The sequence below is a fragment of the Bacillus sp. FDAARGOS_235 genome (assembly GCF_002073415.2).
Classification (GTDB): Bacteria; Bacillota; Bacilli; order Bacillales; family Bacillaceae_G; genus Bacillus_A; species Bacillus_A toyonensis.
Map to the genome: position 1 here is coordinate 56213 of NZ_CP020437.2, position 12454 is coordinate 68666.

Here is a 12454-nt window from a genome sequence, read left to right on the forward strand (position 1 = left end):
GAGAATGTACATAAAGGGAGGAATTAAATAGAAAAGTTGGTGAGCTATAGTGAAGAGTGTATTGAAAAATCGTTCATTCTTTTTTATGTGGATTGGTAGCGCAATTTCGGAATTAGGCGGAGCTTTCGGGACGTTGTGTAATTCAATTCTTGTTTATGAGTTAACGGGATCAAAAACAGCATTAAGTAGTATGTGGTTATTATATTTTATCCCATCTCTCATACTGCAACTAATAAGCGGACCATTTATTGATAAATGGAGCCGAAAGTGGATTATGATTTTTTCGCAATGGATGCGGGCATCTGTTTTCTTACTACCTTTAGTCATGGTAGTTACTAGTAATATAGAAGTTTGGCACGTGTATGTCGTTCAAATTATAATTGGGCTCATTACACCGCTTTATACACCTGCAAGTCAAGCAATTACACCGAGCATTGTAAGTAAAGAACAACTTCAAGATGCAAATGCGTATATTGATGGAATGACTCGTCTTATGATGTTTCTTGCGCCACTATTAGGTGGTATCGTTATTACATTCATTGGAATCAAATTAACAATGTTGTTCGTTTGTGTTTGTCTATTCATTAGTGGGGGATTGTTACTTTTCATAAAAGAAAAAAGAGTAAAACAAGAATTGAGAAAAACGTGGCTAGAACAGTTTCTTCACGGTTTTACATACTTTTTCACAAAACCAATCATCGTTTGGCTCGGTGTATTTCTTACTTTCGTACAGTTTGGAGTAGGGGTAACGATGGTTACAAATCTTCCTTATATAAAAGACGAGTTGTCCGCAGGATATGCGGAGTTTGGTTATTTTATGGCTGGTTTCCCGCTTGGCTATGTAGTTGGATCTATACTAGTCGGAAAAGTAACATATAAAAGCCGGCGTATACTTATGCTTGGTGGATTGTTTATAGGAGGGCTCACATACATTTCTCTAGGGTTCAATCATAGTATAATAATTGCGGTAATAACTGAAGTGATTGCAGGTGTTTGCATCGCATTTTTCAATGTTCATAACACAACAATATGCCAACAAACTGTCCCGAACAATATGATAGGAAAAGTATTTTCAGTTCGACTATTTTTCATACGATCCGCTATGCCGTTAGGTGTGTTAGTAGGAGGCATACTAAGTGAAATGTGGGGAGTTAGAGCACTATACTTTATCATCGGTGCGATTATATGTGTCACTTCTTTAATAGGAATATTACTCCCATATTTTAAATTTTTAGATGAGGCAGTTGAAGAGAAAACAGCATAATTCAAAAGATTTAAAACTTTATAATTGAAAATAATTATCATAATCAACTATAATAGAAGAATACTAGCATTCGAATTACAAAGAGGGAGTGGGATATATGTTTATCGAAACGAAAACATTTACTGTAAAAGAAGGTACATCAAATATAGTTGTAGAACGTTTCACTGGAGAAGGTATAATTGAAAAATTTGAAGGCTTCATTGACTTAAGTGTTCTTGTGAAAAAAGTAAGACGCGGCGATGAAGAAGTTGTCGTTATGATTCGCTGGGAATCTGAAGAGGCATGGAAAAACTGGGAAACGAGTGAAGAACATTTAGCTGGACATAGAGCGGGCCGTGGTAAACCAAAACCAGATCATATCATTAACGTTGAACACGGTGTTTATTATGTGAAATCATCGAAAGCGGCTTATCAGCAGTCGTAAAATATAAGCAGAGGATACATGTTGTAGAAATTAACATGTATCCTCTTTTTTAGTACTGGAGGGATGTAAGTGGTAGAAAACCTTTCATTTATTACATATGAAAAACATAAAGAAATAGTGGAAATAATTTTAAACGAATGTTTATCTATAGAAAAAGTAACCGGATTTATGCTCATCGGTTCTGTCGCAAGAGGTGATGCATATCCTGATTCGGATTTAGACTTATATATTCTTTTAGAAGACGGACAAAAGAAGCGATTTTATTCTGAAATGAGAGAAGATATTTTAGTTGAATATAAGTATGCTGATTTTAATCAAATACAAGTAAACTTTAAAAATAATCAGATGGAACTATATTCATTTTTAGAAGGGAAAATTTTGTTTGATAAAAGCGGTGAATTGAAAGAATTAAAGGCAATAGCAAAACAAAAATTTGAAAACTATCGAGTTGCTAGTGATAAAGTAAAGGGCATTTCTCATTGGTTACATAGTTCGCTAATTAAAATTAAGACTGCTCTGAAAGCAAAAGATGAGTTAAAAGCATCATATATAGTTCAAACATCAACTTGGACATTGTTAGAGGGAATATGGGCTATTAATAACAAGCCAGTACCTTCAGCTGGATCTGTTTTGAAGTATATTGAAACATTATCCAAAGTACCAACTCACTTTGAAGATTTTATAAATAAACTGTTTTTAGGTGACACGACAGAGCGAATCTCTTCAGCAGTTTTCTTGATTGAGTGGATTTTAATTCATTTGGAGAATAAACAATAGAATACGATTGTTAAATTTTATTGGTAAATAGATATTCCGTTTCGAATCGTTCGTATAATTTCATTCACTGTATCTTAAAAGTTGCATTGAAAAAACGTTCTAGACGATAGAAAAAAGTATTAAACTATTAAAAAATGAACACTTGAATACAACCTTAAACATTCGGGTGTTATTAATATGGGTCAATATACTTCTGTATAGCCCCTGTTTAAAAGGAGATGTGTGAATGAAGTTGAATCATTTGAATTTATGTGTTGATGATTTATTAGAAGCGAGACATTTCTTTGAAACTTTTTTTGATTTTCAATTTTTGGAGCAAAAAGGAAAGGCACTTGTAGTGATGAGCGATGAGAGTGGATTTATACTTGTATTAAGTGATCCAAAAGCATTCAAGGGGAATAAGGACGTTACGTATCCAGAAGCTTTTCATATTGGTTTTTTAGTGGAAACTACAAATGAAGTTGATAAATCATATAATCGTTTAGTAGCTGGGGGCATTGAAATAGACAAGGCACCTTATGTGATGAGAGGTAGTAGTTATGGTTTTTATTTTACAATGTTTAATGGATTGTTAATTGAAGTATCGTGCCTTGACTATAAAGATGGTAAGAAAGTTCGATAGCAATAAGAGAAATTGTTTTGAAGATGTGAATATAGCCCCTTATCCAGTTTGGAAAGGGGCTTGAGCATTTTATTTGTATGATAAGTGAACATCAAAATGTTTATAAACTAGAGGGTATTCCTCTTAAACTAAATATTATAGATTTGAAATAAAGTTTCATAACAAAGTCTATTTTGCAAAGGAATTGCTTATGCATAAAATAGCAATAATGTTTCTTAATGCAAAAAATCTAGAGAATCAAGCAGGTTTCCCATATGGTACAGTACAAAACTATTATAAGTAGTACAGTGATATAAATAGGAGGTTACTACTATGACATCTGTATTTAAAGATATGGCGTTCCATCTAAGAACGGAACGACTCGACCTGAATATGTGGGAGGAATCGGATGCAGTCTGGCTTAGAGAACTAATTGGTGAACGTGGAGTGGAAATGCCAACCGTTGAATCTGTTCGTAACGATCTTATTGAGAAGCGCAAGAAAGCAACCGAAAATGGCATATCCCTTCTCACGATTCGTAGACGAGACGAAGGCGATTTCATCGGATACTGTGGCTTAATTATCGGTCGTTCCACGCTTGAAGAGCCGGAGATTGCATATGAGTTGTTCCGCAGTGCTCATCGCATGGGTTATGCGACAGAGGCGGCATCAGCAGTACTGGAGGCTGCGATTGCTACGGGTCGCAAAAGACTTTGGTCAACTGTAGGTGCTTGGAATACGGCGTCCTTCCGGGTATTAGAAAAGATAGGATTTAAGCGGCATCACAGTACGTTTGGTGAACGAGGTGAGATTGTTTGGAACGTACGCGATCTGTAGAAATCGGATTAGATTCGGAACAATTAAAAATGTAAAAGAAAGCCCATATGTTAGATATGGGCTTTTCCTTATAGTAAATATTGATTTTGTATATATTTAAGTGTAATAGTCTATCTATTATCTTAGTTTTTTACATCATCATATAATTCCAGCGCCTCTTTCACATTCAATCCGTTCTTCACAATACCATGTATTGCTTGAATCATTGCAGCTGGATGTTCAGATTGCCATATGTTTCGGCCCATATCTACGCCAATTGCACCTTCTTGCAGTGCATTGTACGTAATGTTTAATGCGTCTTCGATTGAATCTAGTTTCGGTCCACCGGCGATGACGACTGGGGCAGGGCATGTGCTCGTTATTTTTTCGAATCCTTCGCAGTAGTACGTTTTAATAATGTCAGCACCCATTTCAACACATACGCGGGAAGCGAGTGCGAGGAAGCGTGCCTCTCGTTTTTGTAGTTCTTTTGCGACCGCGGTAATGCCGAGAACTGGTAATCCGTAATCATGAGCTTCTGAAACTACGTTTGCGAGATTTGAAACCGTTTGTGTTTCATAGTCTGATCCAACAAAGACAGAAACGCCGACGCCAATTGCGTTTTGTTTTACTGCTTCTTTCACAGGTGTAACAATAGTTTCGTTCGCTAAATCTTTACCGACGACAGTAGCTCCGCCAGATACACGTATAACCATCGGTGTGCTGCAGTTTTCAGGAATACAAGAGCTAAGTACACCTCGCGTTAAAAAAAGGGAATCTGTATAAGGAAGTAAGTTTTTAACTGTTTCTAATGGTTGTTCTAGTCCGTGAATCGGTCCTAAAAAATAGCCATGGTCGATCGCTAACATAACCGCTCTTCCATCAGGTAAAATTGTATTTAATCGATTTTTAAATCCCCAAGTCATTCGAAATCACTCCTTCGTTAATGTTGGATTTTCCGTTTGTACAGTATCTTTATTTGGTAAATGTGGTGACTTTATAAAAACAGCTTTAAAAGGTTTGTCAGAATGGTTAATAAGATAATGAGATTCATGAGGACGAACTTGTAAGACATCACCTTGTTTAATTGGAACTCTTTCATTATTTACATAGAAGTCTATTTCTCCTTCTAATGCATAAAAGACTTCCTCGCATGTTGTATGGTAATGATTTTGAAACTCTTGCCCAGGCTGAATGACAACAAGGCCAAGATCAATATTTGGACCTTGTATTAAATATTTCGGCCCGTTATCACCGAAGCGATAGGAGAAATCATTTTCATTCGCTTTTCGCATACATTTCACTCCTTTATGTAATGTGTTACAGTGCACCTGGTGCGATCCACATATGTGATGTAAGTCCTATATCAGCTAAAGTGAGCTGACTGTCATACACAGTTTTCCAAGTTTCATAGAACGCCTTATACAGTTCGTGATTTTCAGTAACTGGTTCGAATGTATTTTCCCACTGTACAAACTGTTCGGCAGTCTCTCCTATAGATGAATATATGCCAACACCAACACCAGCAGCAATCGCAGTTCCTAAAGCAGCTGCTTCTTTCACAACAGGTACTTTAACAGGAATTCCGAGTACGTCTGAAAGAATTTGTGGCCAAAGTTTTCCTTTAGCGGCGCCACCAGCAAAAATAACTTCAGAAGGGAACGTACCAGTTAGATTTTCTATTAATTTTAAGTTACCAAGTGTAACGAAGGCGGCATTTTCTTCGATAGCGCGGAACATTTCTTTTTTTCCACATTTGTCAGCATCTAAGCTTAAATTTAAAAAAGAAGGTGCGGCATGACGCCAAGAAATGTAGTTCATGACGTTTGAAAAAGTAGGGATAATGCCATGTGAACCGACCGGTACGTCTTTCGCTTGTTCTTCTAACAATTCATAAGCATCTACACCGAGTTTTTCTGCAAGTTTCTTTTCTTCTTGGCAAAAGGCATCTCGAAACCAGCGCATAACGAGACCTGGGAAAAAGGCAATCGTTTCATATTGCCATAGGTTTGGAACGACGTGGCAATTTACGCGAATCGCAGCATGCGGATCTGTTATTGGTTTAGTAATATTCACTTCTTGTTGCCAAAAGCTGCCCCCGCATATTAATGTTTGATTAGGCTTCACGACTCCAGTTCCGAGTGATGCCATTTGAGCATCTCCGCCCCCGGCGATTACAGGAATTCCTTCGCGTAAACCAGTTAATGCTGCACACTCTTTTGTAACATTACCAATCACGGTGCCAGCTTCATTTACTTTTGGTGAAAACGGTAAAGTTATCCCGCACTCTTTAGCGACATCGTTATCCCAAGTTCTATTGTGTAAATCAAAAATTCCGGACGTACAACCGTTTGAAGGGTCGATTTGCAGTACGCCGCTTAATTTATATAAAATCCAATCATTTAACATCGTAAAAGAATGAATATTGCTATAGACTTCAGGTTCATGTTTTTTAATCCAAAGTAGGCGAGGTAAAGCCCCTAATGAAAAAGTTTGCCCAGATCTTGTATATAAATCTTCTTCAAGATGTGACCGAATTTCTTTTAGTTCACTAACTTCAGCGGATGCGCGCCCATCAACATTTGCACAAGCCCATATTTCTTGCCCATCTTTATCATATAAAACAAAACCTTCTCGCATACTAGTAGCGCTAATAGCTTGAATAGAAGAAGGAGAGACATTACTTTTTTGTAGAACTTCTTTCGTGCACTGTTGTACTAGCTCCCAGTTTTCAATTACATCAAAATTCATAGAGCCTGGGTAAAGAGGGTCGGTTTTATGAACCCATTCTTTTTGACTGACCGCAATTTGATTACCGAGTAAATCAAAAAGTACAGCTCGAATACTTCCCGTACCAGCATCAAAAGCTAATAAAGTAGACATTAACAATCACCATCCTTTCGTAATAAGGAGAGGGCTGTTTCCTCATCTGTAATTAATGTATGAATGAACTTTCCTTTTAAGGCACCATAAATTGCATCTATCTTTTCTGTACCTCCAGCAACACCAATGACATGTTTCATATTGCGAAGAATAGAGAGCGGCGTGCCAATAAGACGATTGTGATGCGGAAGCTCCAATAAATCGCCATTCGTATTATAAAACTGTCCTAAAATATCGCCAGTACCGTTTTGGCTACGAATATATGTCATTTCACGTAGTGTTAATTTTTCTTCTCTCACAATGGTAGCATCTTGAGATAACCCTCCAATACCGACAACTGCCGTTTGTGCAAGTGAAGCGACATGAAGCATATCTTTCACACTCGGTTCTGATAAAATACTTTTTGCCATTTCAGTAGTAGATGCAAGAAAAGGAGTGGGGATAATATGAAGATCACCTTGCATGTAATGTAAATAATTTTGTTTTCTTGGGAGATAGTGGTTGACTCCGCCTGTTAGCGTTACGATTGAAAGATTAATAGAACTTTCAAAATGAATGTTTTCTAGCATTTTGCTAATCGTTTCTCCCCAGCCAATACCGAGTAAATCGCCTTGCTGGAGCTGAGTCTCTAAATATTGTGCAGCAGCTTTTCCGAGAGAAGTGGCATAATTGTCTATTGGAGTAGGGATAATGAAAGCATCTTTTAGGTTGAATTTTTTCATTAGGTCACGCTCAATGCTCAAACAGTGTAAACCAGTCCCTTTTACGTGAAAAGTAACGATTCCTTCACTGCGCGCCTTATCTAATAACCGAACCACTTTATTTCTTGAAATGTGAAGAAGTGAAGCGATTTCTTGTTGTGTTAATTGATCTTTATAATAGTACCAAGCGACTTTTGTTAACAAATTTTCTTCAAAGTTCAGCTGTGGCATACTCTTCATCCCTTTCAACAATTGACCAATGCTTAAACATATGTGCCACATATGTTGTTTATTCCAGTTGAAACGATGAAACGTCTGGTGAAAAAAGTGTTCTAGATATGAAAAAAGGAATATACAATGCTACAAAACAAGTAGAACAAATAATCATTTTCTCAAAAAATGTTCTGCATAAAGTGAAACTGTAATTAGTGGGGGTTTTATTCATTCCACTGATTTTCAGCCCGCACCAATCGGGCATGAACGGGTAGTAAATAGCGGGATAAAGGCAGGTGACATCATGTGGAGAACATACCCTTATTACAAGTAAAGAAAATGAGTAAGGCGTTTTCAAATCAACTTGTGCTAAAAGAAGTGAACTTACAAGTAGAGCGTGGAGATATATACGCTTTAGTTGGGGGAAATGGTGCTGGAAAATCAACATTAATGAAAATATTAACGGGGTTATATTCGTATGATAGTGGAGAAATGTATGTAAAAGGAAAGAGGCAACAATTTTCAAATCCGTCAGAAGCACATCGAGAACGTATGTATTTAATACCACAAGAACCACTCATTTTTCCGCATATGACTATTGAAGAAAATATATGTATTGGGCTAAACAGAAAGAAAAAGGAACTGAAAGTAAAGATTCAGCAATTAATGGACAGTTTAGGTTGGGATATTGCCCTTTATGAGCTAGGAGCATCGTTATCCATTGCGCAGCAACAATTAGTAGAAATCGTTAGGGGATTAATACGAGAAGCCGAGATTCTTATTTTAGATGAGCCAACATCGACATTAACAACTCACGAAATGAAGAGTCTTTTTGTGTTGATGAAAAGTTTACAAGAAAAAGGAATTGGGATGATATACATTACGCATCGTTTTCCAGAAATCTTTGAAATTGCTAATAAAGTAGCGATATTACGTGATGGAATGATTATAAGCCAAGGGGATGTATGTGACTATACTTATGACATGCTGATGGAGGGACTATTGCCAAAAGGATATAAACAGGAAGAAAAAAGAGAAGTAGTTCAAGAGATAGAAAGGACGAAAAAAATATTAGAAGTAACGAATGTAACTGGCCACGCATTTTCAAATATATCATTCGCTGTACACGCTGGAGAAATTGTAGGTATTGCTGGCATCGTTGGATCAGGTAGAACTGAATTAGCAGAAGCGATATTTGGATTGAAATCTATAAAAACAGGGTCTATTTTATTAGAAGGAAAATCTATTGATACATTTTCTTTGCATAAAAGGCTAGGCGAAGGAATCGTTTATGTGCCAGAGGATAGGGCGAGGAATGGGATTTTCTCAATCGCATCTGTTACAGAAAATATTACAGCAGCATGTTTACAGCAAAATAATCGTTTTTTTATTAGCCGAGAAAAAGAAAGCGCTTTAGTGAAGTCGTATATAGACCAGTTTCGAATTGTTGTGCCAAACATGAATGAAGAACTGGCATCTTTATCAGGAGGTAATCAGCAAAAAGTCGTGCTTGCGAAATATTTAGCATGTAACCCAAAAATTATTATTCTCGATGAACCGACGCGCGGAATTGATGCAAAAGCAAGACTTGAAGTGTATGGGGCGATAGAAAAAATGAAAGGGGAAGGACTCGCCATATTAATGATCTCTTCAGATATTGAGGAAATTGTCCAATTTTCTAACCGTGTATATGTAATGCGAAATGGTCAATTTGTTTCTCATTTAGAGAAAGAACAAATGAGTGTAGGTGAAGTTACACGTCTTGCATACGGGGGTGTAACGGAATGAAACGCATGTATAAAATGCACGAAACGTCTATCATACTGTTACTACTTATGTATATAGCCATTGTCGGAATGATAAATCCTAGTTTTGTTCAGTTTAACTCGTTATCTTTAATGATGAAATCAAGCGTTATTTTAGTCGTTCTAGCAATTGGCCAATCTTTCGTCTTATTTACGAAAAATATAGACGTATCAGTTGGCTCGATTATGGGATTAAGCGCAGCGGTTTGCGGAATGTTGTTAACGAACGGGTATAGTGCATTCTTTTCAATTGTTGCTACTATGATACTTGGCACTATTATCGGTTTCTTAAACGGGATTGGCGTTGCGAAGTTTCGGGTACCAGCCATTATTATGACATTAGGCATGCTAGGAATTATTAGAGGTGCAATGTTAATCTTCACAGGCGGGAAGTGGATTGAAGATATTCCAAACGATTTTAAGCAGCTGTCATCTATCGTCATACTTGGTCTACCGATAACTGTATGGATTGTTCTTATTATTTTACTACTACTCTATTTCTTTTTAATGAAAGTGCCGTACGGAAGATACTTTTATGCGGTAGGTGATAATGAAAATGGTGCAAGACTCATTGGGATACCTGTTAATAAAGTGAAGATAAATGCGTTTATTATATCGAGCTTAAGTGCGGCACTTGCTGGTTGCATTTTTGTTATGAATATCGGGTTCGTTCCAAATCAAACAGGTACAGGAATAGAACTACAGGTTATCGCAGCTGCTGTGCTAGGAGGAATTCATTTAAAAGGGGGAACAGGTTCTATATTTGGGGCCGCATTAGGTGCATTATTTTTAGAAGCAATAAGCAGTTCACTCGTCTTTTTAAAAATACCAGCATTTTGGAATAATGCTATTTCAGGATTTTTACTATTACTTATTATTATATTAGATAGTGTAATGAAAAAGTGGAGAGCAGAAAGGAGGATGAATATATGAAGCATGTTTACAGATGGGAAGGTGTTCTAATCGTATTCCTTCTTATAGAATTCATTCTCTTTAGTTTTCTAAATAGTGATTTCTTCAACGTTAGTAATCTCCTTTTTAGTACAAATGATTTCCTATTTATCGCAATCGCGGCGATACCAATGACTTTCGTTATTGTAACAGGAGGAATTGATGTATCGGTCGGCTCAATAATGGGGCTCACTTCGATTTTGATTGGTGTACTTTGGATGAGCGGAATACCTATTTTGTTTGCTGTCATAATCGCCCTAATAATAAGTTGCTTAGCAGGCGCTTTAAACGGAATCATTATAAAAATGACAGGTGTAGAACCACTTGTCGTTACACTCGGAACGATGTTTTTATACGGAGGAATTGCACTCGTCATTTCAGGAGGTGCGGGCGCTTCTGGATACGAAGGAATAAGTGGTTTACCTGATGCGTATGTGCAACTGGCAAATGGTAGTTTAGTAGGAATACCTAATCTATTATGGATCCTAATCGTATTAACTGTTTTATGCACTGTATTGTTTCATCGTACCATATATGGGCGCCACGTAAAATTAACAGGCGCAAACGAAAATGCAGCGAAATACACCGGAATCAAAACGGAGAAAGTAGTCATCATCGCTTATATAATTTCTGGGTTAGGAGGTGGATTAGGGGGAGCTTTCTTAACTGCATATTTTGGTTCCGCACGTGCTGATATGGGAAGTGAAACAATTTTACCGATCATTACAGCAGTCGTATTAGGCGGGACACTTATTACAGGGGGAAAAGGAAGTATTATCGGTACTGTACTAGCGAGTGTATTTATAGGACTAATGCAGTATGGCTTGCAAATGACAGGCTTAACTAATGAACAATCCAATGTAGTGATTGGTATTATCCTTATTCTTTCAGTTATTATGAGACATTTCAAAGTACATCCATTCTTAGCGGGAAAAAGAAGAAATTTGCATAAGGGGGAAATGTCATGAAGAGAAAACTGGGGATTGTTATTATTGTATGTATTTGTTTAATCGGTTTAATTGCTTGCTCTAGTCAAACAGCAGATAAGAAAAAGGCTGATGATGTAAAATTTGCATTCATCCCGAAATTAACTGGAGTTGGTTTCTTCACATCAGGTGGTGAAGGCGCGAAAGAGATGGGGGATAAGCTAGGTGTACAAGTAAAATATGATGGACCGTCTGAAGCGAGTGTATCAGGACAAGTAAAATATATAAACAATTTTATTAACCAAAACTATGATGCACTAATGGTTTCTTCTACGTCGGTGGACGGCCTATCACAATCACTGCAACGTGCTAAGAAAAAAGGGATGACAGTGTTAACGTGGGATTCTGATGTGAATCCGAAAGATCGTTCTTTTTATATAAGTCAAGGAACACCAGATCAACTTGCTAATGTATTGATTGAAATGACTTCAAAGCAAATTGGAGATAAAGGAAAAGTAGCATTCTTTTATTCAAGTCCAACTGTAACGGATCAAAACCAATGGGTAACGAAGGCGAAAGAAATAATTAAAAAGAAATATCCGAACTGGGAAATTGTAACGACTCAGTATGGTGAAAATAATGCGCAAAAGTCTTTGTCAGTAGGGGAGAACATATTAAAAACGTATCCTGATATAAACGCAGTCATTTGTCCAGATGCAACAGCACTTCCAGCAATGGCACAAGCAGCAGAAAATTTAAAAATGGATAAAAAAGTAGTTGTAACTGGATTTTCTACGCCGAACGTTATGCGTGATTATGTAAAACGAGGAACAGTACAACAATTTGGATTATGGGATGTAAAACAGCAAGGGGCTCTCGCAACATATGTAGCAAATGAAATTGTTGTAAAAGGGAAGAAGTTAAAAGTAGGGGATAGCTTCGAAGTAAAAGGTATCGGAAAAGTGAAAGTAGAGCCTAACTCCATACAAGGATATGACTATGAGGCAGAAGGAAACGGAATTATCGTATTACCAGAGCGAGTTGTCTTTACGAAAGATAATATTGATAAGTATAATTTTTAATGAAGAAAAAA

The 12454-nt window shown here is 37.0% G+C and carries 13 protein-coding genes; 9 read left to right on the forward strand and 4 right to left on the reverse strand.

The annotated features are described in order from the left end of the window. The first annotated feature begins 49 nt into the window (after nucleotides 1–49). From A6J74_RS01800 to A6J74_RS01820, 5 genes are all read left to right on the forward strand, one after another. The gene (locus A6J74_RS01800) at nucleotides 50–1264 is read left to right on the forward strand and encodes an MFS transporter (RefSeq protein ID WP_000843820.1); all 1215 of its coding nucleotides are present in this window, start codon (nucleotides 50–52) and stop codon (nucleotides 1262–1264) included. Between the two features lie 97 nt (nucleotides 1265–1361). Continuing rightward, the gene (gene hmoA / locus A6J74_RS01805) at nucleotides 1362–1688 is read left to right on the forward strand and encodes a heme-degrading monooxygenase HmoA (protein WP_000469501.1); all 327 of its coding nucleotides are present in this window, start codon (nucleotides 1362–1364) and stop codon (nucleotides 1686–1688) included. Between the two features lie 69 nt (nucleotides 1689–1757). Next, the gene (locus A6J74_RS01810; protein WP_000230058.1) at nucleotides 1758–2465 is read left to right on the forward strand and encodes a nucleotidyltransferase family protein; all 708 of its coding nucleotides are present in this window, start codon (nucleotides 1758–1760) and stop codon (nucleotides 2463–2465) included. Nucleotides 2466–2691: 226 nt separating this feature from the next. Continuing rightward, on the forward strand, nucleotides 2692–3087 hold the full coding sequence (locus A6J74_RS01815) for a VOC family protein (protein WP_000773071.1): 396 nt from the start codon (nucleotides 2692–2694) through the stop codon (nucleotides 3085–3087). Nucleotides 3088–3399: 312 nt separating this feature from the next. Next, on the forward strand, nucleotides 3400–3903 hold the full coding sequence (locus A6J74_RS01820) for a GNAT family N-acetyltransferase (protein ID WP_000204930.1): 504 nt from the start codon (nucleotides 3400–3402) through the stop codon (nucleotides 3901–3903). Nucleotides 3904–4025: 122 nt separating this feature from the next. Here A6J74_RS01820 and lsrF read toward each other — a convergent pair whose 3' ends face one another. Genes lsrF through A6J74_RS01840 form a run of 4 tightly spaced genes read right to left on the reverse strand, consistent with a single transcriptional unit; the run spans nucleotide 4026 to nucleotide 7715 of the window. Further along, a complete protein-coding gene (gene lsrF, locus A6J74_RS01825) occupies nucleotides 4026–4808 on the reverse strand; it encodes a 3-hydroxy-5-phosphonooxypentane-2,4-dione thiolase (protein WP_000219766.1) in 783 nt (260 codons plus the stop codon). A gap of 6 nt (nucleotides 4809–4814) precedes the next feature. Then, a complete protein-coding gene (locus tag A6J74_RS01830; RefSeq protein WP_001224016.1) occupies nucleotides 4815–5177 on the reverse strand; it encodes a cupin domain-containing protein in 363 nt (120 codons plus the stop codon). A 25-nt stretch (nucleotides 5178–5202) separates the two neighbouring features. Further along, nucleotides 5203–6765: an autoinducer-2 kinase gene (lsrK, locus tag A6J74_RS01835; protein WP_000105708.1), complete on the reverse strand. Its 1563-nt coding sequence runs from the start codon at nucleotides 6763–6765 to the stop codon at nucleotides 5203–5205. Next, nucleotides 6765–7715, reverse strand: a complete 951-nt coding sequence (locus A6J74_RS01840) for a sugar-binding transcriptional regulator (protein WP_002048403.1) — start codon at nucleotides 7713–7715, stop codon at nucleotides 6765–6767. The genes lsrK and A6J74_RS01840 overlap by 1 nt, the downstream gene beginning before the upstream one ends. Before the next feature lie 270 nt (nucleotides 7716–7985). Here A6J74_RS01840 and A6J74_RS01845 point away from each other — a divergent pair, with 270 nt between their 5' ends. From A6J74_RS01845 to lsrB, 4 genes are read left to right on the forward strand one after another with little or no spacing between them, the layout of a single operon-like run. After that, on the forward strand, nucleotides 7986–9467 hold the full coding sequence (locus A6J74_RS01845; RefSeq protein ID WP_000427975.1) for a sugar ABC transporter ATP-binding protein: 1482 nt from the start codon (nucleotides 7986–7988) through the stop codon (nucleotides 9465–9467). Continuing rightward, nucleotides 9464–10417: an ABC transporter permease subunit gene (locus tag A6J74_RS01850; protein ID WP_000827681.1), complete on the forward strand. Its 954-nt coding sequence runs from the start codon at nucleotides 9464–9466 to the stop codon at nucleotides 10415–10417. Before A6J74_RS01845 ends, A6J74_RS01850 begins: the two co-directional genes overlap by 4 nt. Then, on the forward strand, nucleotides 10414–11403 hold the full coding sequence (locus A6J74_RS01855) for an ABC transporter permease (RefSeq protein ID WP_000683486.1): 990 nt from the start codon (nucleotides 10414–10416) through the stop codon (nucleotides 11401–11403). Before A6J74_RS01850 ends, A6J74_RS01855 begins: the two co-directional genes overlap by 4 nt. Then, nucleotides 11400–12443, forward strand: a complete 1044-nt coding sequence (lsrB, locus tag A6J74_RS01860) for an autoinducer 2 ABC transporter substrate-binding protein LsrB (protein WP_000823645.1) — start codon at nucleotides 11400–11402, stop codon at nucleotides 12441–12443. Before A6J74_RS01855 ends, lsrB begins: the two co-directional genes overlap by 4 nt. The last annotated feature ends 11 nt before the right edge of the window (nucleotides 12444–12454 follow it).